This window comes from Tepidibacter hydrothermalis, assembly GCF_029542625.1.
In the GTDB taxonomy this organism is placed as follows: domain Bacteria; phylum Bacillota; class Clostridia; order Peptostreptococcales; family Peptostreptococcaceae; genus Tepidibacter_A; species Tepidibacter_A hydrothermalis.
On record NZ_CP120733.1, the window covers coordinates 2,217,434 to 2,242,555 of the forward strand.

Annotated in this window: 25 protein-coding genes; 3 read left to right on the forward strand and 22 right to left on the reverse strand. The window is 30.0% G+C overall.

What is annotated here, in order from left to right; all coding sequences use genetic code 11:
• Position 1: 1 nt before the first annotated feature.
• The 6 genes from P4S50_RS10430 to P4S50_RS10455 all read right to left on the reverse strand — a co-directional run bounded on the left by P4S50_RS10430 (position 2) and on the right by P4S50_RS10455 (position 4,741).
• Entirely contained in the window at positions 2-187 is a 186-nt protein-coding gene (locus P4S50_RS10430; protein WP_277730730.1) for a hypothetical protein, read from the reverse strand.
• A gap of 70 nt (positions 188-257) precedes the next feature.
• On the reverse strand, positions 258-1,343 hold the full coding sequence (gene mnmA, locus P4S50_RS10435) for a tRNA 2-thiouridine(34) synthase MnmA (protein WP_331489570.1): 1,086 nt from the start codon (positions 1,341-1,343) through the stop codon (positions 258-260).
• A gap of 134 nt (positions 1,344-1,477) precedes the next feature.
• Positions 1,478-1,924, reverse strand: a complete 447-nt coding sequence (gene nifU, locus P4S50_RS10440) for a Fe-S cluster assembly scaffold protein NifU (protein ID WP_277734720.1) — start codon at positions 1,922-1,924, stop codon at positions 1,478-1,480.
• A complete protein-coding gene (gene nifS, locus P4S50_RS10445; RefSeq protein WP_277730731.1) occupies positions 1,921-3,111 on the reverse strand; it encodes a cysteine desulfurase NifS in 1,191 nt (396 codons plus the stop codon). Before nifS ends, nifU begins: the two co-directional genes overlap by 4 nt.
• 28 nt (positions 3,112-3,139) lie before the next feature.
• Entirely contained in the window at positions 3,140-3,559 is a 420-nt protein-coding gene (locus P4S50_RS10450) for an RrF2 family transcriptional regulator (protein WP_277730732.1), read from the reverse strand.
• 525 nt (positions 3,560-4,084) lie between these two features.
• Positions 4,085-4,741 carry a flavodoxin family protein gene (locus tag P4S50_RS10455; protein WP_277730733.1) on the reverse strand — a complete coding sequence of 219 codons (657 nt, stop codon included), beginning with the start codon at positions 4,739-4,741 and terminating at the stop codon, positions 4,085-4,087.
• A 115-nt stretch (positions 4,742-4,856) separates the two neighbouring features.
• Between P4S50_RS10455 and P4S50_RS10460 the strand changes: the two genes are divergently transcribed.
• Complete coding sequence (locus tag P4S50_RS10460; RefSeq protein WP_277730734.1) at positions 4,857-5,210, forward strand: winged helix-turn-helix transcriptional regulator; 354 nt, start codon at positions 4,857-4,859, stop codon at positions 5,208-5,210.
• Positions 5,211-5,491: 281 nt separating this feature from the next.
• Here P4S50_RS10460 and murJ read toward each other — a convergent pair whose 3' ends face one another.
• The 8 genes from murJ to P4S50_RS10500 all read right to left on the reverse strand — a co-directional run bounded on the left by murJ (position 5,492) and on the right by P4S50_RS10500 (position 15,991).
• Positions 5,492-7,057 carry a murein biosynthesis integral membrane protein MurJ gene (gene murJ, locus P4S50_RS10465; RefSeq protein ID WP_277730735.1) on the reverse strand — a complete coding sequence of 522 codons (1,566 nt, stop codon included), beginning with the start codon at positions 7,055-7,057 and terminating at the stop codon, positions 5,492-5,494.
• A 139-nt stretch (positions 7,058-7,196) separates the two neighbouring features.
• Positions 7,197-9,248 carry a methyl-accepting chemotaxis protein gene (locus P4S50_RS10470; RefSeq protein WP_277730736.1) on the reverse strand — a complete coding sequence of 684 codons (2,052 nt, stop codon included), beginning with the start codon at positions 9,246-9,248 and terminating at the stop codon, positions 7,197-7,199.
• Positions 9,249-9,358: 110 nt separating this feature from the next.
• Positions 9,359-11,413 carry a YgiQ family radical SAM protein gene (locus tag P4S50_RS10475; RefSeq protein WP_277730737.1) on the reverse strand — a complete coding sequence of 685 codons (2,055 nt, stop codon included), beginning with the start codon at positions 11,411-11,413 and terminating at the stop codon, positions 9,359-9,361.
• A gap of 19 nt (positions 11,414-11,432) precedes the next feature.
• Positions 11,433-12,347 (reverse strand): tetratricopeptide repeat protein, encoded by a 915-nt coding sequence (locus P4S50_RS10480; RefSeq protein ID WP_277730738.1) that lies wholly within the window; start codon positions 12,345-12,347, stop codon positions 11,433-11,435.
• Positions 12,348-12,424: 77 nt separating this feature from the next.
• Positions 12,425-13,558: an ABC transporter permease gene (locus P4S50_RS10485; RefSeq protein ID WP_277730739.1), complete on the reverse strand. Its 1,134-nt coding sequence runs from the start codon at positions 13,556-13,558 to the stop codon at positions 12,425-12,427.
• 1 nt (position 13,559) lies between these two features.
• Positions 13,560-14,354 carry an ABC transporter ATP-binding protein gene (locus tag P4S50_RS10490; RefSeq protein ID WP_277730740.1) on the reverse strand — a complete coding sequence of 265 codons (795 nt, stop codon included), beginning with the start codon at positions 14,352-14,354 and terminating at the stop codon, positions 13,560-13,562.
• On the reverse strand, positions 14,344-15,357 hold the full coding sequence (locus tag P4S50_RS10495; RefSeq protein WP_277730741.1) for an HlyD family secretion protein: 1,014 nt from the start codon (positions 15,355-15,357) through the stop codon (positions 14,344-14,346). The genes P4S50_RS10490 and P4S50_RS10495 overlap by 11 nt, the downstream gene beginning before the upstream one ends.
• Positions 15,358-15,376: 19 nt before the next feature.
• Positions 15,377-15,991, reverse strand: a complete 615-nt coding sequence (locus P4S50_RS10500) for a TetR/AcrR family transcriptional regulator (RefSeq protein WP_277730742.1) — start codon at positions 15,989-15,991, stop codon at positions 15,377-15,379.
• A gap of 219 nt (positions 15,992-16,210) precedes the next feature.
• On the opposite strand from P4S50_RS10500, the gene P4S50_RS10505 reads away from it, so the two are divergent.
• Complete coding sequence (locus tag P4S50_RS10505) at positions 16,211-17,116, forward strand: hypothetical protein (RefSeq protein WP_277730743.1); 906 nt, start codon at positions 16,211-16,213, stop codon at positions 17,114-17,116.
• A gap of 90 nt (positions 17,117-17,206) precedes the next feature.
• Here P4S50_RS10505 and P4S50_RS10510 read toward each other — a convergent pair whose 3' ends face one another.
• The 7 genes from P4S50_RS10510 to P4S50_RS10540 all read right to left on the reverse strand — a co-directional run bounded on the left by P4S50_RS10510 (position 17,207) and on the right by P4S50_RS10540 (position 21,921).
• Complete coding sequence (locus P4S50_RS10510) at positions 17,207-17,470, reverse strand: hypothetical protein (RefSeq protein ID WP_277730744.1); 264 nt, start codon at positions 17,468-17,470, stop codon at positions 17,207-17,209.
• Between the two features lie 22 nt (positions 17,471-17,492).
• Positions 17,493-18,470, reverse strand: coding sequence for a S66 family peptidase (locus P4S50_RS10515; RefSeq protein WP_277730745.1), 978 nt, complete (start codon positions 18,468-18,470; stop codon positions 17,493-17,495).
• Positions 18,467-18,862 carry a ribosomal maturation YjgA family protein gene (locus P4S50_RS10520; protein ID WP_277730746.1) on the reverse strand — a complete coding sequence of 132 codons (396 nt, stop codon included), beginning with the start codon at positions 18,860-18,862 and terminating at the stop codon, positions 18,467-18,469. Before P4S50_RS10520 ends, P4S50_RS10515 begins: the two co-directional genes overlap by 4 nt.
• Before the next feature lies 1 nt (position 18,863).
• Positions 18,864-19,166, reverse strand: a complete 303-nt coding sequence (locus P4S50_RS10525; RefSeq protein ID WP_277730747.1) for a sodium ion-translocating decarboxylase subunit beta — start codon at positions 19,164-19,166, stop codon at positions 18,864-18,866.
• Between the two features lie 283 nt (positions 19,167-19,449).
• The gene (locus P4S50_RS10530) at positions 19,450-20,403 is read right to left on the reverse strand and encodes an ABC transporter substrate-binding protein (RefSeq protein WP_277730748.1); all 954 of its coding nucleotides are present in this window, start codon (positions 20,401-20,403) and stop codon (positions 19,450-19,452) included.
• A 32-nt stretch (positions 20,404-20,435) separates the two neighbouring features.
• Positions 20,436-21,182, reverse strand: coding sequence for an ABC transporter ATP-binding protein (locus tag P4S50_RS10535; RefSeq protein ID WP_277730749.1), 747 nt, complete (start codon positions 21,180-21,182; stop codon positions 20,436-20,438).
• Positions 21,160-21,921 carry an ABC transporter permease gene (locus tag P4S50_RS10540; RefSeq protein ID WP_277730750.1) on the reverse strand — a complete coding sequence of 254 codons (762 nt, stop codon included), beginning with the start codon at positions 21,919-21,921 and terminating at the stop codon, positions 21,160-21,162. Before P4S50_RS10540 ends, P4S50_RS10535 begins: the two co-directional genes overlap by 23 nt.
• 226 nt (positions 21,922-22,147) lie before the next feature.
• On the opposite strand from P4S50_RS10540, the gene P4S50_RS10545 reads away from it, so the two are divergent.
• The gene (locus tag P4S50_RS10545; RefSeq protein WP_319023182.1) at positions 22,148-24,376 is read left to right on the forward strand and encodes a multicopper oxidase family protein; all 2,229 of its coding nucleotides are present in this window, start codon (positions 22,148-22,150) and stop codon (positions 24,374-24,376) included.
• A gap of 186 nt (positions 24,377-24,562) precedes the next feature.
• Here P4S50_RS10545 and P4S50_RS10550 read toward each other — a convergent pair whose 3' ends face one another.
• Positions 24,563-24,775 (reverse strand): hypothetical protein, encoded by a 213-nt coding sequence (locus P4S50_RS10550; protein ID WP_277730751.1) that lies wholly within the window; start codon positions 24,773-24,775, stop codon positions 24,563-24,565.
• Positions 24,776-25,122 lie beyond the last annotated feature (347 nt).

The following is a 25,122-nucleotide window of genomic DNA, read 5'->3' on the forward strand; positions in this document are numbered from 1 at the left end:
ATTAAAAGAAATTTCTATCCATTCTATTCATCATACTATTTGCAACTCTAGCCACATTTCTTCCTGTTCTATACATTCTTCTTCTTTGTCCCATGTTCATTCTAGATACCGCATATATAGAAGCTGCTGCTCCTATTACTCCACCTACAATCATAGGATTTGTCATAACGTTATTATTATTTTTCAATGTCATTCACCCCTTTCTAAAATTATTTTTTACAAAGGGGCAAAATATATACTGAGTAAAATTTACATTTTTATATTCTTTTTTCTATTATACCTCCACCTACGACAATATCGTTATCATACATAACTACAGATTGTCCTGGAGTTATAGCTCTTTGTTTTTCATCAAATACTATTCTTATCTTACCTTTTTCCTCTTTATAAACTGTAGCAGGTGCTACTTTGCCAGAATATCTAACTTTTGCTTGAACTCTAATAGGTTCATCTATATCATCAAACGGAATGAAGTTTACATCACTAGCTATTAATCCTTCACTAAATACATCCTCTGGATCTCCTAAAACTACTGCATTTTTCTTAGGCAATATATCAACTACAAACATAGGCTTTCCAAGAGCTATTCCAAGTCCTTTTCTTTGTCCTATAGTATAGTGTATTATTCCCTTATGTTTTCCTAGGATATTTCCTTCTTTATCTATAAAATATCCTTCTTTTATTTTTTTATTCGTATGACTCTTTACATATCCTGCATAATCGTTATCTTCTACAAAACATATTTCTTGACTATCAGGCTTATTAGCAACTATAAGTCCAACTTCAGCTGCTATTTCTCTTATCTTATCTTTTGTATAATATCCAAGTGGAAATAGAGTATGCTCAAGTTCATGCTGACTCATATTATACAAAGCATATGTTTGATCTTTTGCTTCAGTTATAGATTTTTTTAGCAAGTATCTATCAGATGCTTCGTCATGTTCTATCTTAGCATAATGTCCAGTAGCTATATAATCACATTCTAATTGCTTAGCTTTTTCAAAAAATTCGCCCGATTTAATATGCTTGTTACAAGCTATGCAAGGATTAGGAGTTCTTCCTTTTATATACTCATCTACAAAATAATCTATTACCTTGTTTTTAAAAGCTTCTTTAAAGTTCATTACATAAAAAGGGATTCCTATTTTATTTGCAACTCTTCTAGCATCTTCAACTGCTGATAGAGAACAGCAACCCCCTTCTCTTTCCATTATTTCTTCGTCTTCATCTTGCCAAAGTTTCATTGTTACTCCGATAACATCATATCCTTGTTCCTTTAATAAATATGCTGCAACAGAACTATCCACTCCACCACTCATACCTATCATTACTCTTTTTTTCAAAAAAATCACCTCTATCTATTCTTATGATTAAACTTTGTCATCAAATTATTCGTATTTTAAATATATAATTATATAAATATATTATATATTATTTTAAAAAAAATTAAACCCGAGAATTTTCCCGGGCAATTTTTTTATTCTTCTTCCTCTATATCATGGTGATGATCATGGTCATCATCTATTTCTACATCTTCAAGCCCATCTACATGAACATTATGCTTCTCAGCATAATCTATTATAGCTGACTTTATAGCTTGTTCTGCTAAAACTGAACAGTGCATCTTAACTGGAGGAAGTCCATCTAAAGCTTCAGCAACTGCTTTATTTGTAAGAGTTAAAGCTTCTTGAAGACTCTTTCCTATTACCATTTCTGTAGCCATACTTGATGTTGCTATTGCAGAACCACATCCAAATGTTTTAAACTTAACATCCTTTATAATGTCGTCCTCTACTTTTAAGTATATTTTCATTATATCTCCACACTTAGCGTTTCCAACTTCTCCTATACCATCTGCATTTTCTATTTCTCCAACATTTCTTGGATTCATAAAGTGGTCCATTACTTTTTCTGAATACATTATTCGTTTCCTCCCTTAGCTACCTTTTCATATAATGGTGACATCTGTCTTAATCTATCTACTATTTTTGGAAGAGCTTCTAAAACATAATCTACATCTTCCTCTGTATTTTTGTATCCTAATGATAATCTTAAAGATCCATGTGCTATTTCATGCTTAAGGCCTATAGCCATTAATACATGAGATGGATCAAGTGATCCTGATGTACAAGCTGATCCACTAGATCCTGCTATTCCCATCATGTCAAGACTTAATAGAAGTGATTCACCTTCTATAAATTCAAAACAAAAACTTGTGTTTCCAGGTAATCTATGGTCTAAACTTCCATTAACTCTTGTATAAGGTATTTTTTCTAAAACACCATTTATAAGTCTTTCTTTAAGTTCAGTTAATCTTTTAATATTTTCATTTAAATTAACTCTTGCAATTTCAGCCGCTTTACCAAAACCTACTATTCCAGCCATATTTTCAGTTCCAGCTCTTCTTCTTTTTTCTTGTGCTCCACCATGAACTATAGAATGTAGTTTTACACCTTTTCTTATATATAAGGCTCCTACTCCTTTTGGTCCATATATCTTGTGAGCTGACATAGCCATTAAATCCACACCTAAATCTTTAACATCTATGTGAACATTTCCTATAGCTTGAACTCCATCAGTATGGAATAATACTCCTCTTTCCTTAGCTATTTGTCCTATTTCTTTTATAGGCTCAACTGTTCCTATTTCATTATTAGCAAACATAACTGATATAAGTATAGTTTTGTCTGTAATACTATTTTTAAGTTCTTCTAAATCTATTCTTCCTTCAGAATCAACATCAAGATAAGTTATTTCAAATCCGTGATGTTTTTCTAAGTATTCGCAAGTATGAAGTACAGCATGATGCTCTATCTTAGTAGTTATAATATGATTTCCTTTTTCTTTATTAGCAAAAGCAACCCCTTTGATTGCCCAGTTATCAGCTTCTGATCCACCACCAGTAAAGTATATTTCTGAAGACTGTGCGTTTATAAGCTTAGCTACTTGATCTCTAGCTTCATCTAGACATCCCTTAACTTCTCTTCCGAAAGCATGTACACTAGATGCATTTCCAAATAAATCATTATAGTACGGCAGCATAGCATCAAGAACTTCTTTCTTCATAGGTGTTGTAGCTGCATAATCCATATAAACTCTTCTTTTTTCCATTTTGGCATCCTCCTACTTCATTTCATCTTTATTTTTGTTTTCTGTGATCATTTACCATGTCTTGTAATGTAATAGAATCTATAACACTGTCTACACTTTCTTTAATCTTTTCCCATACAACTTGAGTTACACAATGTCCCGATCTTTTACATTCTGTCTCTTTTTCAAGAACACAATCAGATGGAGCTATAGGACCATCTAATATTCTTATTATATTTCCTACAGTTATCTCACTAGCTTCTCTAGCTAACAAATAACCTCCCTGTGCCCCTCTTATACTTTTTATAAGTCCCGCTTTTCTAAGCTTTGAAAATATTTGTTCTAAATATTGTTCTGATAAATTTTGATTTTGTGCTATATGTTTAAGTGGAACTGGTCCATCATCTTGATTTAAAGTGAGTTCAAACATAGCTTTCAAGCCATATCTTCCTTTAGTTGATAATTTCAATATATCACCTCTTTTAATTCCTAGTGTTTAACTATGAATTCTGACTTCAGTATATTATACCCAACCATTTTTGTCAACATTCATTTTTATAATTTTTTTCAGGAAGATTTCGCCAAAATTCGCACATCAACAATCCTAATCAAATTCATGTGCTCAACCCTAAAATAAAGGGTGTCAAAATGTTAGCAAATGATTTAAATGTTTTTGTATAAAACTTGTATTACAGAGTTTGAATATCCGTTAAGAAAAATTCGCTTTATGCTAACGCATAGCTCATGTCGCCAACGAGTCCTAACGGCCTCCGTTGCTCAAAATAGTTGCTACTTCAGTTCTTTTATCAATATATATAAGTTGAAAAGTATATAGTTTCCTTATTGATTAAAAGAGTTCGTCGTCTGACCATTAGGGAGTTTAGAACTTTTAGGATATTCAATAAGATGTAATACTTAGTTTTATTAAAACATTTAACACGTTTGCGGTATTTTAATACCCTTTATTTTGAGATTAAGCAAATGATTTTTATCTTTACTTGTTGCTAAAATCATTTGACAATCTAACACCTAATTTAAATGCTTTTTGACAATCTATCAGAAATTGTGTTTTTTTAATATAAGATTTGTGATTTTCATCAAAATCTGATGCATTATATTTCGAATAATCATCAAATTGATAAGTATCATTACTAATTAAATATTCGGAAGGACCATTTAGCAATTGTAAATACTTATCATTACTTTTAAATACATTTTCATAGCCTTTTTCTATCATAATTGATTCAGGTACATTCATAGTATAAATAAAAGCTGTAGATATTTTCCCATTAAAATTTGAGCTATGCCCTCCATCATAAGAAAGATTCATAAATAATAATCGCTCCATAAAAGATTTCATTTCGCCAGTAACATTTCCTAAATATATAGGTGAACCTAATATTAAAACATCACATTCTATAATTTTATTAAGTACATCGGTCAAACCATCTTTCATTGCACATTTCCCAACACTTTTACTATTTACTCTTTTACACGCAAAGCAACTAATACATCCCTTGAAATTTAAATCATACAGATTTATTAATTCTACTTTAGCACCAACAGCCTTTGCTCCTTCAAGTGCCTTTTTCAATAGTGTACTAGTATTTCCTTTTTTTCTTGGACTTCCATTAATAGCAATTATATTCATAATATTAATTCTCCTCTCAATTATGCTACATTAATTCGTTGTAGTATAATATTAATCATCAAAGCACAAAACAACAAGTACGCACTTTTTTGTGCCTTAGATTTTTTAGGAGGTTTTGAATGTAAGTGAGAAAAATCTATATGATGGGGATTGTCCTGTATTATACGCCTTAAGTATCATTGGTGGGAAATGGAGATTACCGATTATATGGAAGTTATCAAAAGGAAGCTTAAGATATAATGAATTAAAAAGGCAAATACATGGAATTACAAATATAATGCTTACCAGATCATTAAAGGGATTAGAAGAAGAGGATGTTATTAAACGAATTCAATATTCTGAAATTCCTCCACACGTTGAATATTCATTGACTGAACGTGGGGAAAAACTTATTCCAGCTTTAATCCATATACAAAGTTGGGGAAGAGAACAATTTGAAATTAAGTTTTGTAAAGAAAAAAATATATAATATGGCAACATTCTATTTGTAGCTCTCCCTAAAATTGTTGACAAACACTAAAACTAAAAAAATAAAGGGTGTCAAAATGTTAGCAAATGATTTAAATGTTTTTGTATAAAACTTGTATTACATTGTTTGAATATCCGTTAAGAAAGTTCGTTGTCTGACCGTTAGGGAGTTTAGAACTTTTAGGATATTTAATAAGATGTAATTCTTAGTTTTATTAAAAATATTTAACATTTTTGCGTTATTTTGATACCCTTTATTTTGGGGTTAAGCACATGATTCTTTTATTTTCTTCCTCTTTTTCTCTTGATTATTTCTTTAATATCGTTTACCTCTTGCATATTTAAAATATTAGCAACTACAAAGAATACTCCAGCTCCAATTAATGTATCAACTGTTACTTGAATTATCTGTATAGTCTTATCATTAACATCAAAATATTTATTAAATACTCCATTTAATATAACTATAACCACACCCATAACAACTGATGCAATTGTTGATTTGAAAAATGAGGCAACTATTTCTTTTGAGTTTATTCCGTTCATTTTTTTGCCTAAAGCTTTAAATAGCATACTCATATTTATAAAACTTGTTATAGAATATGCAAGCGCTAATCCATTTACCTTTAAAGGTGTGTAATAAGCTAGTACTAAACTTAGTATTATATTTCCAAACATAGCCATAAAGCTTATCTTAACAGGAGTTTTAGTATCATGATTTGCATAAAAACCTCTTGTTAAAAGCTGTACTCCACCTTGAAAAGCTAGTCCCAATGTATAAAAAACAAGTATTGTAGCAGTTACCATTGCATCATCTTCCCCAAAAGCACCTCTTACAAATAATAATCTTATCAATGGTACCCCTAAAGTCATAAGACCTACTGCTGATGGTATTGTGACGAAGAATATATTTCTCATACCCATGGCAAAAGTATCTCTAAAATCACTTATTTCTCCTTTTGCTATTTGAGCAGTTATAGTTGGAAATATAACAGTTGATATACTCATAGCAAAAATACCAAGTGGAAGCTGCATTATTCTATTCGCAAGTCTTAGAGCTGTTATACTTCCCTTATCAAAAGCCGAAGCTATATTTTGATTTACTACAAGGTTTATTTGAGTAACAGATAAACCAATCATTGCTGGAACTATTAGCTTAAATATTTTCTTAACACCAGGATGATTTAAATCAAATGTAAATCTATAGTGTTTAGCCTTTTTAGATACAAATATAAATTGATATAGAGCATTTGATATAGCACCTATAACAACTCCTATGGCCATACCTCTTATCCCAAATCTAGATGTTAAAAATATAGTTCCATATATAATACCAAAATTATACAGTATAGGTCCTATTGATGGAGCATTAAATATCTTATAAGAGTTTAAAACCCCAGTTTCAAGACCCGCAAGTGCAGTAAATGTTACAGCAGGAAACATAAATCTCGTAAGTTCTATAGTAAGATCCAACTGTTCTCCTTTAAAATTATGAGCTACAAGCGGAACTAAATATTGCGCAAATGTAATCCCTAAAATAGATAAAACTATCAAAAGTAGTACAGTTATATTTATAAAAGTAGAAGCAACCTTCCAAGCTTCCTCTTCATCTCCATTTGATAAATAGCTAGTAAATACAGGTATGAATGCAGAACTTAAAGCACCCCCTATTAAAAGATAATACATCATATCAGGAATAGTAAATGCTGCAAAGAACGCATCAGTTTCTACTCCTATACCAAATTTATTGGTCATTATAATTTCTCGTATAAATCCTAGTAGTCTGCTAAGTATCATTATTAACATTACAAATACTACTGTTTTAGTTGTTTTTTTGTTATTTTTCATATAGTACTCCCTCTCGTTATATGTAAGTTACTATGTAATTATAATTTTATCTTATTAGTGTGTCAACTACAGTATTTCTCTAACATAAATTACAAGCCATCAAGCTTTTATACGTCTTAGCTTGATGGCTATGCTACACTTATATTTTAAATTTATTGATTTGATCATTTAATTTTAAAGATAGTTGTGTAAGTTTCTCTGCATTATTTGCTACGTCTTCTACTGCTATGGATTGCTGATCTACAGATGCACTTATCTCCTCAGATGAAGCAGCTGTTTCTTCTGATACCGCTGAGATATTTTCTATAGAGTGCACAATTTCATTTTTATCATAAATCATATTATTAATAAATTCATTTATATCATCTATATTACTTGTAATACTTTCTATTCCATAAGATATTTTTTCAAATGCACCGTTTACATCTCCTACAGATTTTGTCTGCTTTAAAGATATATCTTTTACTTCGCCCATCAGTTCTACCGTATTACAACTCTCTTGTTGAATGGCTTGTACAATTTCTTTTATTTTATCCGTTGATTCTTGTGACCCTTCAGCAAGTTTTCTAATTTCATCAGCAACCACAGCAAATCCTTTTCCTGCGTCTCCTGCCCTCGCTGATTCTATGGATGCATTAAGAGCTAATAAGTTTGTTTGTTCGGCTATAGATCTTATCGTTTTTAATATTTCCCCAATATTATTGGATTTCATACTTAATTGATTTATTGCAATTTCTATATTATTAATAGATGTGTTATTTAAATCCGTGTTTTCTTTTAACTCTTTCACTACTTCTACACCTAATTTATTTATTTGGCTTACTTCATTTGCCCTTTGGTACATATCACCACTGTTGTTTGCCAATTGTGTAAACTTATTATCTAAATTGGAGGAAATTTTTGCTCCTTCTGCTGCATTTTCTGCCTGTTTAGTTGCTCCCATTGCTATTTCTTCAATTGCTCTTGCTATTTCTTCTGCTGAAGCACTTGTTTCCTCAGATGTTGCTGCTAAATTAGTTGCAGCTTCTGATACCTCTTCACTTACTTCTTTTGAATCTAACAATAAAATTTTAATATTTTGTACCATTGTATTAAAATTATTTGATAGTTGTCCAATTTCATCCTTTAATTTAATATCTGATTTTACAGTAAAATCTCCCTGTGCTATAGATTGTGTAGTTTCTTTCAATATAGAAATATTTTTAGTTAAACGATTTGCATACATTACGATACCGCTAATTACAATAAACAGACTTGTTATTATAGTAATAATTATATTTTTTACTAAAGTTTTTAGAGGTGCATATAGTTCTTTTTGTGGAATAGTCAATGCAACAGTCCATTTTGTTTGTGGAATTCTTGCATAATATATCTCATTATCACCATTTTTATCTTTATAAATACCATTTCCTTTTTCACTTTGTATTATTTTTTCCCCAATATTAGCAAGACTTTTATTAGAATCATTTATAACCTTGACTTTCATAACCTTCTGCTTATCTTGGTCTGCAATATAAGTTCCATCTTCATCTATTAAAAATGCTTTTCCTTGTAGTCCTACCTTTGTATCCTGAATCATTTTTTGAATACTACTTAAATCTGTATCTGCTGTGACAGCTCCTATAAACTCACTATTTTTATTATAGATAGGTGCTGAAGTTGTAATCATAGTAATGTCTGTTGTTTCATCGTAATAAGGAGTTGACCAAATCGAAGTGTCCTTTATGTTTTTTACACCTTCATACCATCCACATTGAAAATAATCATATTCTTCATTACTGTAATCCATTGTAATGCTAATTTTATCATTCTCCTTATATGCATATGGTCCAAAATATTTTTCATTTTCATTTAGCATATATGGCTCTAACCATATACCAGAACCAAATGTTTCTTCATTTGTAGAAATAACTTTTTCAACCATAGATAAATAAGTCTCTTCTTTTCCTGTTTCAATAGAAGCTTCTACAGACTTTGCTAGTCCTAATACTAATTGATTGTGATTAGATAATCTCTTTTCAATGTTTTCTATCACATAATCTAACTGATAATTCATCTTTTTACTTATTTCATCATTTATAATAGCTTTCGAATAAAAATATCCTAATATTCCCAATGTAAGCATTGCTACAATAACTAAGGGAAGAATAATACTTAGCATTGTACTTTTTATAGTTTTAAATTGCATCATCGGTCTATCCCCCCTGTATAATATACTTTAACTTAGCATTAAAATTTTTTAATGCTAAGTTGAGTTTTATAACCTACTTTATCAAACTATATATTTTCTAAACTCCAATACTATCTTTTTCTTTTTTTCCCGTTAGATTTATTTTTTCTATTATCCGTTTTTCTATTGTTTTTATTTTCGAATTTTCCATTACTCTTTTTATTAGATCTTCCACTAAATTTATCATCTGATCTATCATTAAACTTGTCTTTAGATTTATCATTGAATTTACCTTTTGACTTATTGTTTGACTTTTTATTATTTCTATTATTAGTTTTTCCACTAGATTTATTATTGAATTTACTATAATCTTCTTTTTTTCTAGCTCCCCTTGGTTTTATTAAACACTTAGGTCCAAAACCTATAAGATCTTCTCTTCCAGATTTCATCAAAGCTTCGTAAACAAGATCATAATTTCTAGGATTTCTATATTGAAGCAAAGCTCTTTGCATAGCTTTCTCACTCTTAGTCTTTGGTATATATACCTCTTTCATAGTCAAAGGATCAAGTCCTGTATAAAACATTGTAGTAGACAACGTTCCAGGAGTTGGATAAAAATCTTGAACCTGCTCTGGTTGATATCTAATATCTCTTAAATACTCAGCAAGTTCTATAGCAGTATCAAGTGTACTCCCTGGATGACTTGACATTAAATAAGGTATTATAAACTGTTTCTTTCCTAATTGATCATTTATCTTATAGAATTTCTCTCTGAATTTATCATAAGTCTTCCCTGCTGGTTTCCCCATGTACTTAAGAACCTTAGGAGATATATGTTCAGGAGCTACTTTTAACTGTCCACTAACATGATGTTCTACAAGTTCTCTGAAAAATTTATCACTTTTATCAGCCATTATATAATCATATCTAAGTCCTGATCTTACAAATACTTTTTTAATATTAGGTAACTTTCTAAGCTTTCTAAGAACTCCTAAATATTCACTATGATCCACATCCATATTCTTACAAGGACTTGGAGATAAACACTGTTTATTCTTACAAGATCCTGATTTCAATTGTTTTGAACAAGCAGGCTTTCTAAAGTTTGCAGTAGGGCCTCCAACATCATGGATATATCCTTTAAAATCTGGATACTTAGTTATTTCCTTAGCTTCTTTTATTATAGATTCTTCACTTCTACTTTGAACTATTCTTCCTTGATGGAATGTTATAGCACAAAAAGAACAACTTCCAAAACATCCTCTAGAACTTACTATACTGAATTTTACCTCTTCAATAGCTGCTATTCCACCTTGTTTTTCATATATAGGATGGTAGTTTTTCTGATACGGTAAATTATATACCTTATCTAGCTCTTCCCTTGATAATGGCATTTGAGGTTTATTTTGGACAAGGTACTTATTAGCATGCTTTTGCACAACCATCGTTCCTCTTACAGGATCTTGAGCATCATACTGAATCTTAAATGCTTTTGCATATTCGACCTTATCTTTAAATACATCCTTAAAAGATGGCGCCTCCACATAATCCTCATATAACTCTTCTTTTTCATCTACTATATAACAAGTTCCTTCTATATGTCTTATATACTTTATATCAAACCCATCATTTAAACTATTTGCAATCTCAACAACAGGTCTCTCTCCCATACCGTATATAAGCATATCTGCTCCACTGTCTACAAGCATTGATTTTCTAACTTTATTTTCCCAGTAATCATAATGAGCAAATCTTCTAAGACTTGCCTCTACTCCACCTATAATTATAGGTATATTTTTATATACCTCTCTTATCTTATTACAATAAACAATAGTGGCTCTATCAGGTCTATGACCCATCTTTCCACCAGGAGAATAAAGATCTTTTTCTCTTGTTCTTTTACTAACTGTATAGTGATTTACCATAGAATCCATATTACCAGAATTAACCAAGAATCCAAGACGTGGTTTCCCTAGTTTTTTAAAATCATCCGTACTTTTCCAATCAGGTTGAGCTATTATTCCAACCTTATATCCTGCATCTTCTAATACCCTAGATATTATAGCTGTACCAAAACTATGGTGATCAACATATGCATCACCAGTTACTATTATAAAGTCTAATTCTTCCCAACCTCTATCTATCATATCCTCTTTACTAATAGGTAAAAATTTATTTTGTGTCATATCAATCACCTGCCTGTTTTTATTCAAACATTACTTTATATGCTTTTAGTTCTCTAATAGGAGCCAATTCTTCATCTTCTTTTGCATATTCAAGAAGTTTTTCACTAAGCTCTACTGCCTTTATTAAATCTTTAAGAGCCAATTCATCCATTCCAAGTTTAACATAAAAGCACGCTCTATTATAATATAAAACTGATGTCTCAGGGCTATTTTTTATTCCCTCACTTATAATTTCCTTGGCTTTCTTATATTTTTTTTGTCCTTTGTATATGATACTTAAGTTCAAATATGAGTAAGGGTTCTCTTTATCCCTTTTTATACACATTTCATAATATTTTATAGATTCATTTTCTCTTCCTAACTTTTTAAGTATAACTCCCATATTGAAAAGCGCCGTGAAATGATTAGAAATAATTCCCAAAGCTTCTTTAGTCATTTCATAAGCTAATTCATTTTCATTCATTTCTTCATATAACGAGCCTAAATTCGTGTATGCCCAAAAATCATCTGGATTAAGTTCTATAGCTTTTTTATAATTTTCCATGGCATATTCGCTCTCTTCTATCTCATCATAAGCACTAGCTAAGAAAAAGTAAGCTCTATCGTATTTGTCATCAATTTCAACAGCTTTTTTATAATAATCAATAGACGTTATATAGTCCTCTTTATTATCATATAAAACACCAAGTCCAAAATAAGCTCTAGCTTCATTTTTATCTATTCTCAACACTTCTTCATATTTTTGTTTTGCAAAATCATAGTTTTCCATATCATCGTATGCAAGAGCCATGTCTAAAAGTAGATCTATATCTTCACTTCCGCCTTCTAAATCATAAGCTTTGTTGTAAAAATTTATAGCCTTAATAAAGTTTCCATCTTCACAGAATTTATTGGCTATATTTTTATAATTATTTATCATATAAGTATTTTTCATATTTTGTACCTCTCTAATGTATTCTATTACCCATTAATTATATCAATAGTTAGATATTTTACAACATTTTTAGAGTTTTAATCTAATTTTTTCTTAAATTTAATGGAAGATATACATAATAATAAAGTTCCAAATATGAATAAAATAACTACATCCTTTATTAAATAGCTAAATCCTACACCCTTTAATATAATACCTCTTAATATATTGAGAAAGTATGTAAGAGGTATAAAGTAGCCTGAAAGCTGAATTATAATTGGCATAGATTCTCTTGGAAACATAAATCCTGATAAGAGTACACTAGGTAGAATAAATAATATAGTAAGTTGCATTGCATGAGCTTGATTATTAGCTATAGTTGATATCAGCATTCCTATAGCAAGGGAACATATAACAAAGCCAAATCCTAATAATATAAGCAATGACATATTCCCTTTAATAGGTACATCAAACCATAAAGTTCCAAAGAACAATGATATTATAAAATCTATACTTCCTATTAGAACATACGGTATCATCTTACCTATTATAAGTTCTGATGATTTTATAGGTGTTACTATTAATAATTCTAAAGTCCCTTTTTCCCTTTCCCTTACAAGAGAAAAAGCCGTAAGCATCACAGTTATATTTTGCATAATAAGTCCAATGAGTCCAGGAATTATAAATTTTGAACTTTCAAGATTTGGATTATACCAAACTCTGGTTCTCATATCTATTCCAGGTGTTCTTACATAGTTTTTCCCTGTTTTTTTAATAAAATCCTCAGAAATATCCATAGAATACATATTAGTAGTAAGCACCCCACTTTGAAGTGCAGTTCTAGCTATGGTTGGATCTGTTCCATCTATAATTAGTTCAACTTGTGCTTTTTCATTTCTTTTCAGATGCTTTGAAAATCCAGAAGGTATTACAATAGCAGATTTAACCGTTCCCTCATCTATTAGTTTTTGAATATTTTGCATATTTTCTTCATATATATTTGGATTAAAATAGTTTGAGTTTTTTAAAGAATTTATATATTCCCTACTCTCTAAAGTCTTATCATTATCAAACACAGCCATACTTATATTATCTACATCAGTATTTACTGCATATCCAAATATAAATATAAATGCTATAGGCATTAATAAAGCTATAACAAGACTTGCCTTATCCCTTTTTATATGGATAAATTCTTTTTTCATTATAGTAAGAAGTCTTTTTAAGTTCATACTATTCACCTTCTCTTTTTTGTATGAATTTCATCTCTTCAAATGACGAACGTATTTTTTCTCCAGTTCGTTCTTCAACATAACTTATGAATACCGATTCTAAATTACTGCAATTTCTCTCTTTTATCAATTCTACTGGTGTACCCTTTGCTATTACTTTCCCAGAGAACATAAACGCTATCTCATCACAGCTTTGTGCCTCATCCATATAATGAGTTGTAACTATAATTGTTATACCTTGATTAGAAAGTTTATGAATAAGTTCCCAAAATATCCTTCTAGATACAGGATCTACTGCAGAAGTCGGTTCATCTAGTATTAAAAGTTCTGGTTTGTGTATTAGAGAACATCCTAGTGCTAACCTTTGCTTCCACCCCCCTGATAAATTCTTTGTGATAACTTTTTCTTTTCCTTTAAGTCCTGCCATTTTTATTAATTCATCAATTCTTTTGTTTTTAACACTACTAGATATTGTATAAATACTTGCATAAAAGTCTAAGTTCTCATACACTGTCAAATCCTCATACAAACTAAATTTTTGTGACATATATCCTATATGTTGCTTTATTTTTTCCGATTCATTCACAACATCAAGCCCCAGTACACTTCCACTTCCATCTGATGGAGTTATTACACCACATAACATCCTTATGGTTGTTGACTTTCCACATCCATTAGGACCTAAGAGACCATATATTTTTCCTTTTTCTATTTGAAGACTTATATCATCTACAGCCTTAAAGTCATTAAATAATTTTGAAAGGTTTTTAACATCAATAACTAAATTATTTTCCATTTAAATCACCTTCTAAATCTATATCTACTAGCATACCTGGTTTTAATAAATTTGACTGATCATCTATTTTAACCTTAACCTCAAATACCATCTCTTCTTTGCTTTCCTTTGACTCAACATTTTTTGGAGTAAATTCTGCTTTAGATGATATATACACGATTTTACCCGTCAGCTTTTTATCCTTCAAATAATCTGCTTTTATATTTACCTCTTGATTCAAACTCACTTTATTTAGTTGTTTTTGAGGAATATATATTTTAACCCATCTATCTGTTAAATTAATTATATTAGCTACATTAGCTCCATTTAACACAAGTTCTCCTTCATCGTAATTAATATTTTGAATAACACCGTCAATAGGAGAGTATATAGTAGCCTTTGACAACTGATAATTTAATAAATCAACATTTGCCTTCATATAGTCTACTTGAGCTTTTGCCTTTTTAATTTTTTCACTCGTAGAACCACTTAACACAAGATCAACGCTTGATTTTGCTGATTCATACTGTTTTTGTACATTTTGAAAATTAGAATAAGCTTTATCCATAGAAGTTTTAGCTCCATCTAATTCTTTTTTACTAACAGCATCTTGCTCATAAAGACTTTTTAAATCATTATAATTATCACGTACATATTCATACTCACTTTTAGCTCCACTTAAAAGAGCATCTATACTTTCTAAATTAGCTTGAGCTTTTTTTATTTCCTCATTTCTTGAACCGTTTGATACATCTTCAAAATCTGCCTTAGAAGCATTAAGTTGGGCATTTGCCTGATTTAATTTAATCAAAAGAGAAGCATCATCAATTTGAAGTATTTTATCTCCTTTTTTTACACTACTCCCCTCATCTACAAAAACATTTTTAACAGTTGATGATACTTCGCTATTAAGATCAACCTCCGTCGCTTCTAATGTTCCCGTATAAACCAAACTTGTATCCTTAGAACACCCAGTTATACTGAATAATATTAATAATATACTCAAAACTTTTAACCTTCTCAATTTAATCCCCCCTAATATTTTATTTGTCCAAAATTCCATTTAAAAATATATCTACAACAATATCTATTTCTTTATCAAAATCCTCAAACTTATTCTCACTAGGTATAAAATATCTCTGCATAATCATCATAAAAGCCATACCTATGAATGATCTCATTAATATAAACGAATCTATGTTTTTAATTTTTTCTCTTTCTTTTATTTCACTGAAAAGTTCACTGAATAATAGGCTTACCTGCTTAGCTATTTTTTCTAAATAAATTGTTCTAACTTCTTCATCAAACTGCATCTCTTGAAAAATAACTTTTATATAGGGAAAATATTCTTGAAGAAATTCTCTTCTATCTAAGATTATAAGCTTTAGTATTTCTTTTATAGGTTTATGTTTATTATGATCTACTATTACCTTTAAACTATTAAACGCAAAATTCCCTGTAAACACATCAACAAAATCCAAAACTGCAAAATGCAAAATATCTTTCTTTTTAGGAAAATGCCTGAATAAAGTCACTTCTGCAACTTGTGCTCTTTGAGCTATTTCTAAAGTCGTCGTAGCTGAAAACCCCTTTTGAGCAAACTCCTCAATAGCAGCTTCCAATATTTTTTTTCTTGTTTTAGATGTTCTACTTTCCATATCAGACCTCCGTTTTGTTAGTAAGTACTTACATTTATTATACATCAAATAATTTATTTATCCAAGTAAGCTAAATTAGTATTTAGTCTTATTAATATTTATATAAAACTGTTTCTTTTTTCCTATTTTTACTTTTCCATTACATTTCTTCCTTTATTTTACTTAATTTATTATGTATAATGTTTTTTGGAAATAAAATACACATTTTAGGAGGTAATCATGCGATTTATACTAGGCTTAATTTCATTAATTGCGAGCATAGCTTTAGCAGTATGTATACAAATATTTGCAAATTTTGATATCTTACATTTTGGTGTTTTAATGATTGTACCAGCTGGTGCTATTGCCATTGGTTATATAAGTACAACAGGATATTTTAAAGGAATGGAGAAAAGCAATGTTTATTTAACACCATTACGTATGGTATTCGCTATTATTATAGCTATCATCAGTATGATATCTATTGAATATATTGTATATTTATTTACATCCGTTGATCCTGAAACTTACAATACAATCTATTCATTAGACAAAGGAGCACATATTAGTGAATTTGAAGTAGAGGGTTATGGACAAATGACATTTCTAAATTTCAAAAGATATATGATAGAGAGCACACCGATGTCATTTAGTCTTAAGCATAAAGAAATATTTTCTGTAACAAGTGTCACTGGACTTTATATATTGAATTCTATAGATTATTTAGGCATTATTATAGGTGCTTGGTTATGTGGGATGAAATTAAAAGATAAATCCTACTGTCACCAATGTAATACATATAGACAAATTTTGCCTATATTTAATTTACCTAAAGAACAAGGAGAAGTATTCATTCATGAATTAGAAAGTGTTTTAAGTACAGAGGATGATATTAAGATAAGTAGCTTCTTAAATCAATATTCTTATAACCAATCAGTCTCAAAGCAAGAGCACTATTTATGTAATGTAGCTTATTGCTTAAATTGCCCAACAGCGATTTTATCTATTGAGTTATATGAATATAATAGCAAGAAAGCCGTTGTTAAAAACGAAAGTTTCGAATACGAAAAAGAAATTTATAAATCCTATATAAATTATGTTTTTAAAAATCTAGAGATGAAAAATAATAAGAAAGCTATAGTTTAGTTAAAATTAGCTTTATTCTAATGGATATCTCAGTAAATAAAAAGAATCTTCAATTGAAGATTCTTTTTATTTAAAGCTATAAATATAATTTTAATCACACATTATTTCTTCTTTAGGTATTAATACTCCACTAAACCCATTATAGTTATCAACAAAATCCTTATATTCCTGAGGCAGTTGTTTTCTATTATTTAAAATTTCAAGAACTTTTTCAACCTGCTCTTTTATATCCTCAATCTTCTTTATACCTTCATATTCATCTTCTAATAAGTATCTAAGTATATAAGCGTATCCATAAGAATATAGCCCCATCTCTTTTAAGTACATCATATCTTTATAACTTAATCTATGCATGTTAATCCCCCTTTTAATCAATCTAATGCTTAGTTATTATAATCTTGTTGCAATCATCATTTGCTAATATTTCTACCTCTCCACCTATAGGAAATGTTATGTGAGGCGTTGTATGTCCAAAGTCAACACCTGCAATCACTGGTATATTATTTAATTCTTTCTTTGTTTTTATTATTTTCATTAGCTTCTCCGTAGTCATTTGAGATCCTAATTGAAATCTTCCTATTACAATTCCTTTTACTTTATCAAAATCCGGTTGATGAATTAATGATTGTAAATCTCTATCAAATTCTTCAGGAAAACTTGAAGATGTATCTTCTATAAACACAATCTTATCTTTTAAATCAGGCATATATTTTGTTCCTTGAAGCAAATTAAGAGTACAAAGATTTCCTCCTACAATCTTGCCTTTAGCACTTCCTTTATTTATAGTTATATACCCTTTGTTTTCATAAAATTTTCTATTGTCCTGATCTAAAAACCACATATCATCACTCCAGTTTTTAGAAGGTATTAATTCAAATTCTTCCTCACTCATCAAGCACTTTTTAAAATAATCCATAGTGTATTCTATCCCTTTTTCCATTCCAAAAGTAGAATAATGTGGTCCTGAGTATGTTACTAAATCTGTCATCTTGTAAATAGTATTAGACAAAATAGTTATATCCGAGTACCCACAAATTATTTTAGGATTGTTTTTTATAATATCATAGTCTATATAATCTAATAATTGATTTGAATTAAATCCTCCTATAACAGTGAGTATCCCTTTTACATTATCATCTAAAAAAGCTTCATGTAAATCATCTACTCGAGATTGTATTGAAGAAGAACTAAATTCATCGATTTCCTCACAATTTTTAGAAAACGTAACCTTAAGCCCCATCTTTTCTAGACATTTATTAGCTATATTTCTAGTACTTTCATCTATTATTCCTAGACTTCTAGCTGGCGCAATGACTCTTATTTCATCTCCTGCTTTCAATTTATTTGTAATCATATTTTTCCTCCTCTTTTGTACATATAATACTTATCCAATAAATATCCAATCAAAATTCCAACACTATAACAAATTAAATCTGACCACAAAAATCCAAATCCTAAAACCAATCCTCCAAGTGTAGTTCCTCTTATACTATCTATAAATTCCCCATGATATAGTTGGCTTATTTCTATACAATAACTAAATATCAAAGAATATATAGTAATCTTTAGTGTACTATATTTATTAAATATAAATCCCATTAGAAAAAACACCATCAGACCCCATAATGTATCTGGAAGATATGTTTTAAGAAAAGGTGGTATACTGTCTAATTTTCTAGACATAAGCCCCATTATTACAACAATAATTATAAGTATAAAATACACATGTCTATTTCTCTTATTCATTCTACCCCACCTTTATTTTTTCTATAATATATTTAACAGGCTTATACAATAAAACTAAAATTATAAATATAGGTATAAAAGAGAATTTGTTAATAATTAATATCCCCGTCATAAGAGAATGTGATACATTGTCTGATCCACATAAATATATAGCTGTTGGTCCATCAGCTCCTCCTATAATTCCTACTGAATAAGCTTCTCTCACACTATACATATGCCTTATTACGTTTATAAATATACAAACACATAAAGAAATCATTGTATGTATTTTTAAATCATACTTTTTTATAATCCTATATTTCATAAAAATTACCCCTTTAACTATTACATTCTTAATAATTTCATTTTATCATTTAATTCAGTAATTTTGCATATTTTTTCATATTCATGCTTTTTATAGCAAAATGCATTAAATAAACAAATTTAGTTTTCTTAAATTCTAATCGAAAATACCTTCTAAAACTAAATATAGCATAATTCATACCTTTATGTTAAATAAAAACTACCACACAAATAAATAACAGAAGGTAAGAACTATGCCATATACTACTCTTTTTTATTATCAATGTTTTTGAAAAATATTCTATTTATTTCATAATTATATTATCAATATCTATTTTCTTTTCAAGCATACCACTTTGTAGTAAAAATTCTTGAGTTTTTTTAAGTCCATCTATATCCGAATCCTTTATTTCAGGATTAAAATCATACCAGTTATACATCTGTTTTACATCTTCTTTTGAAAGTCCAGTTTCCTGTGAAGTTATATTAAAAGACTCTTCTAAATTATTCTCTATATATTCAATGCTATTTTTTTGAACCTTTAAAAATTTCTCCACAATTTCTGGATGCTCTTTTATTATTTTATCACTAGCTGCAACTACAATAGTACCATCAATTAAATTTTCTCCAGTTGTAACTACTTTAGCTCTACCTTTTATAGCTTTTAAAGCTGCTGGTCCTGCTAATAGTGCTGCATCTATTTGATTATTACTAAGTGCTGATAATGCATCTGGTATATTCATTGATATAAACTCAACATCATCACTGTTTAGACCGTTCTTATCTAAAGAAGTCATAAGTAGTTGATGAAGAATTGTTCCCTTAGGTCCTCCAATTTTTTTGCCTTTTAAATCCTTAGGTGATTTAATTTGTTCAGAATTTGTAATTATCATAAAAGCTTTTGCTGCACGAGAATATGTACTTATAACCTTTAAGTCAACTCCATTTGCTGCTGCTAATATAACAGATGTTCCTCCAACTGCATTTAAAAAATCAATTTCTCCTGCTGCTAAAGCTTGTGTCTGCTGAGGACCAGAAGTTATAGTAGAAAATTCAACCTCTATTTTATCCTTTTCAAATTCTTTTTGGAACAAGCCCTTATCCTTTTGAACTATAGAAGGAACATTTAAAGGTGCCTTTACATATGTTAACGCTATTTTATCAATACCGTTAACACTACTGCATCCTGTTATAAATACAGCAATGGATATAGTACATAAAATCATTTTGAATAAAAATTTGTTTTTTTTGATTTTCATCAAAATCCCCCCCCTGTATATTAAATAAAATTTTAGGCTAAAGAATTACATAAAACATTTAAAATATCTTTTTTTATTTCACTCAACTGAGGTAAAAATAAATTTCTTGGATATTCATAGTTTTTTAAAGAATATTCTTTTCTTATAATTCCATTATCTAATATCAATATTTTTTGCCCTAGATATACAGCTTCATCTATATTGTGTGTTATGAATATTATGTTCTTTTTACTAGTCAAAAATACTTTTATAATTTCCTCTTGAAGATTTTTTCTAGTAAAATAATCCAAAGACGCAAAAGGCTCATCCATTAAAATAACATCTGGATCATAAACAAGAGTTCTTGCAATAGCTACTCTTTGGGCCATCCCTCCAGATATCTGGTTTGGATATGCATCTTTAAACTCTTCAAGCCCCATAAGTTTTAAATATTTTTGTACTAGAAAGTTTTCATGATTTTTATTTTTTAATGGAAAGTTTATATTTTCCTTAACAGTTAGCCATGGCATTAATCTACTTTCTTGAAATATAATACCTACTTTTGGTTTTTTTAAGTTATATTCACCTGCTAATATTTTAATTTTTCCATATGTACATTCCTCAAGCCCACCTATAAGTCGTAAAAGAGTAGTTTTTCCACATCCACTTTTCCCTAGAATTACTGTAATACTTTCATCTGGAATATTTAAATTTATGTCCTTTAACACTTGGAAATTTCTTTTATTTAACGAATATTCCTTAGCTACCCCCTCTAATTTAACTCCAGCTATTCTCTTCACCACCCTTTACTTTTACTTTATTTATAAACAAATAATCAGTTAAACATCCCATTATTCCTATAGCCAATATTCCCACTATAACCTTATCGGATCTTGAAAGCTGCTGTGCATCCAATATCATATACCCTAGCCCAGAAGATGCTGCAATTAATTCAGCTCCTATTATAGCCCTCCAGCTGTACCCAAAACCTATTTTCATACCAATAAAAATATCTAAAGTAGCATTTGGTAATATAATTTTAAAAAACTTTTCTCTGCTATTGAATCCAAAACAATCTCCTACCTCTAATAGTTTTTTATCACAACTAGTAATTCCATTTAAAACATTTAAAAATATAGGAAAAAAAGATGCAAGCACAATTATTATTATTTTTGAGATTTCTCCTATTCCAAACCACAGTATTAGCATAGGAATAAGTGACAATGGCGGAACATGCCTTAAAAATTCTAATATTAATTTTAGGTGCTTATGTGCACCTTTTTTTATTCCTAAAAATACTGCTAGAGGAAAAGCTAACATAAACGATATTAAAAACCCTATTAATACTCTTATTATACTTACCGAAACATTTTTAATTAATTCTCCATTCCTAATCATTTCAAACATAACATTTAAAACATCTCTAGGATAAGGAATTATATATTTATTCCATAAATTCAGATAAGACCCTATCTGCCATAAGACTATAAGAATTGTAACAATATAAAATTGTTTAACCTTTTCTTTAAACCATATCATATCTACAAACCATCCCCATTACTACACCAATTTCCATAGAAAATCATATCTATACTATCAATATCTCTAATATAGACTTTCTCCATTTTCTATTCTATTTCCTCTTTAACATTAATTTTTAATTTTAATATATAAAAAACACATTTTGTTCCAAATTTCATAAAATATAAATTAGAGGAAAAAAATTTACTTTTAAAATATTTTTATAAAAAAGGAGGCTATAGATATGACAAAACCATTAGATCCAAAATGTATCCCTAAATATGTCAATCAATTACTTATTCCACCTGTATTTAAACCTATCATTGTAAAAGATCCAATTACAGGGAAAGATATCAGTCATAACTATACAATTAGTATGACTGAATTTATGCAACAAATGCTACCTCCTTCGTTTCCAAAGACAACCGTCTGGGGATATGAAGGTACTGTTGAAGATACGTGGACAGATGAAATTTCTTGTTTCCGTAGTACACCAGGTGCTACCTTTGAAGCAGTTAGAGATATACCAGTCAATGTTCAGTGGGTAAATAATATTACTGAACCAAATTTATTTGCAGTAGATCCTACATTACATTGGGCAAATCCTAATAGTATACCAACACCAACACCACCATTTCTACCATTTCCTCCAGGATACCCTTTAGCACAAAGCCCAGTTCCCCTTGTTACCCATTTGCACGGAGCAGAGGTTAGATCTGATTCTGACGGTCATCCAGATGCCTGGTTTACAGCTGGAGAGGAAAAAAAGGGACCAGAATTTTTTAAGTCTCGTTATACCTATCCCAACACACAGGAGGCAACTACCCTTTGGTATCATGATCATGCCCTAGGAACTACACGACTTGGCATATATGGAGGCCTTGCTGGATTTTATTTAATAAAAGATCCGAATGATAAAATATCTCCACTTCTTCCAAGTGGTCCATATGAGATTCCTATAGTTATTCAAGACCGTTCATTCAATAAAGATGGCTCCTTATTGTATCCTAGTAATGGTGTAAACCCTGATATTCATCCTTATTGGAGACCAGCCTTTGTAGGAAATACTATCGTTGTCAATGGAAAAGTATGGCCTAATTTAAATGTGGAACGTAGACAATACCGATTTAGAATTCTTAACGGATCAAATACCAGAACCTACAACCTAAAGCTTTCAAATAATCAATCCTTTATTCAAATTGGTTCTGACGGAGGTTTTCTACCTTTCCCCGTTACATTGACTGAGCTACTGATTGCACCAGCAGAGCGTGCTGACATCTTGATTGATTTTTCAGTGTTAGAACCCAAAACAACTCTCATTATGACTAATGATGCTAATGCACCTTTCCCAAATGGTATTTCACCCGATCCAGATACCGTTGGACAAATTATGCAGTTCACTGTACTTGATACACCAGTAGTTCCACCAAATAAACTTCCGACAAAATTGAATAAAATCCCTGTATTAACTCCAGATGTGCCGAAAAAGATCTTAACCCTAAATGTGGTACGTGGACCAAACGGTGCCATTGAATTATTGCTAGATGGACAGATATGGGGAGCCCCTATTTCAGAATTACCTATAGTAGGATCAACAGTTGAGTGGGAAATTGTGAATCTAACTAGTGGTGCACATCCCATCCATGTACATTTAATACAGTTTCAAATTGCAAACCGTCAGAACTTTGATAATGTAAAATACAGTGAAGAATGGATCAAACTTAATGGAGAACCTCCTCTTGAGCACCCAACAATACCACTACCTGTTGAACCTTTCCTTGAGGGTAATCCTATTGATCCACCTTTGAATGAACGTGGATGGAAAGATACTGTAATAATGCTTCCGGGACAAGTAACCAGACTTACACTTCGATTTGCACCACAAGATGCCAATCCTAAAAAAGTTAAGCCAGGAGTGAATTTATTTCCATTTGATCCTACCTTTGGTCCTGGATATGTATGGCATTGTCACCTTGTAGAACATGAAGATAATGAAATGATGAGACCACTTAAAGTTACGTCTTGTCCTACTCTTGTCTCTAACCCACAATCTTGTTGCCAAGTTATTGTAGATGGAAGTACCCAGCTAGTTCCACCTGCACTAAGAGATACACCTATTAGTCATAAAAATATAGTCCATGCTAAAATCGAAAATGTATGCCCTGAGAATGTTATTATAACTGGTTTTATCCGCAGAACTATCAACTATACTGCGGTTTTAGATAATGGCCTTGAACAAGATAAAGAAATTATAGATGATATTCCTTTCCAATGTGTAATTGATCGAGAAGATGCTAATGAAGGTGATGAATTTAAAATTACAGGTGTAACCTTATTATGTGAAGTTTTTGCTCATACACAGAATTTTGGAACACACCCTCTTACAGATAAGCCATTAGCTTACAAATTTGTTGAAAAGGATATCGTTAAAGTTTGTATCAGAAAAAGTTGCATAACAATACCACCAAATTAATGAGTCTCTTACAAGAAACCTTGCCATAGTAAGTTTTTAAAAAAAAGAATCCTCATAATTGATATGCTCCCGTTTTACTAGACGTATAAATTCTACATGAAGAAAAAAGAGTGACAGAAAAGCGGTTAATAATTGTCAATATGACGAGTTATTAACCGCTTACAAAATACAAAGACTTTTAGAGGATTATTTATTTTTCATAATTAAAATTATAATGCTTAAAATTAGCATAATGCTTCCTGTTATAGCTAAAATAGCAATCAAAAATGGCGGAACATACCTATCATAAGATTTTATACCAGTAATTGCCGTAACACCAACGAAACAAGCAAATATATTAAACATTACAAGCCTAATCTTCCTTACCTTATACAAACCATTATCTTTTTTCTCCTCCATTCTTCCAACCCCCCTTATATTTTAATCCCTTTATACAGTATATGTTATTTTGATTTATATACTTCTACACCACCCTAAACTAAAAAATGGCGCTCATTAAAATGTTAGATACTTTTTTGTTGATATTTTACTATACAACTTAGATTGTGACGTTTAAATATACGTTAAGAAAGTTCGTTGTCTGACCAACGGGAGTTTAGAACTTTTAGTATATTTAATTAGTCTCAATCTGTAGTTGTATTTAAATATTGACTAAGTATCGGTATTTTAATGAGTGCCATTTTCTGCTTAACCACATATATATTTTATAATTTCAAAATTGACTAAAAAAGAATCCCCAATTATTG

Bases quoted from the DNA above. Each gene is read 5' to 3' on its own strand.
- nifS (WP_277730731.1), bottom strand. From the start codon at position 3,111: ATGGAAAAAAGAAGAGTTTATATGGATTATGCAGCTACAACACCTATG.
- P4S50_RS10455 (WP_277730733.1), bottom strand. From the start codon at position 4,741: ATGAATATAATTGCTATTAATGGAAGTCCAAGAAAAAAAGGAAATACT.
- murJ (WP_277730735.1), bottom strand. From the start codon at position 7,057: ATGAAAAATAACAAAAAAACAACTAAAACAGTAGTATTTGTAATGTTA.
- P4S50_RS10470 (WP_277730736.1), bottom strand. From the start codon at position 9,248: ATGATGCAATTTAAAACTATAAAAAGTACAATGCTAAGTATTATTCTT.
- P4S50_RS10475 (WP_277730737.1), bottom strand. From the start codon at position 11,413: ATGACACAAAATAAATTTTTACCTATTAGTAAAGAGGATATGATAGAT.
- P4S50_RS10480 (WP_277730738.1), bottom strand. From the start codon at position 12,347: ATGAAAAATACTTATATGATAAATAATTATAAAAATATAGCCAATAAA.
- P4S50_RS10485 (WP_277730739.1), bottom strand. From the start codon at position 13,558: ATGAACTTAAAAAGACTTCTTACTATAATGAAAAAAGAATTTATCCAT.
- P4S50_RS10490 (WP_277730740.1), bottom strand. From the start codon at position 14,354: ATGGAAAATAATTTAGTTATTGATGTTAAAAACCTTTCAAAATTATTT.
- P4S50_RS10500 (WP_277730742.1), bottom strand. From the start codon at position 15,991: ATGGAAAGTAGAACATCTAAAACAAGAAAAAAAATATTGGAAGCTGCT.
- P4S50_RS10505 (WP_277730743.1), top strand. From the start codon at position 16,211: ATGCGATTTATACTAGGCTTAATTTCATTAATTGCGAGCATAGCTTTA.
- P4S50_RS10510 (WP_277730744.1), bottom strand. From the start codon at position 17,470: ATGCATAGATTAAGTTATAAAGATATGATGTACTTAAAAGAGATGGGG.
- P4S50_RS10515 (WP_277730745.1), bottom strand. From the start codon at position 18,470: ATGATTACAAATAAATTGAAAGCAGGAGATGAAATAAGAGTCATTGCG.
- P4S50_RS10520 (WP_277730746.1), bottom strand. From the start codon at position 18,862: ATGAATAAGAGAAATAGACATGTGTATTTTATACTTATAATTATTGTT.
- P4S50_RS10525 (WP_277730747.1), bottom strand. From the start codon at position 19,166: ATGAAATATAGGATTATAAAAAAGTATGATTTAAAAATACATACAATG.
- P4S50_RS10530 (WP_277730748.1), bottom strand. From the start codon at position 20,403: ATGAAAATCAAAAAAAACAAATTTTTATTCAAAATGATTTTATGTACT.
- P4S50_RS10540 (WP_277730750.1), bottom strand. From the start codon at position 21,921: ATGATATGGTTTAAAGAAAAGGTTAAACAATTTTATATTGTTACAATT.
- P4S50_RS10545 (WP_319023182.1), top strand. From the start codon at position 22,148: ATGACAAAACCATTAGATCCAAAATGTATCCCTAAATATGTCAATCAA.
- P4S50_RS10550 (WP_277730751.1), bottom strand. From the start codon at position 24,775: ATGGAGGAGAAAAAAGATAATGGTTTGTATAAGGTAAGGAAGATTAGG.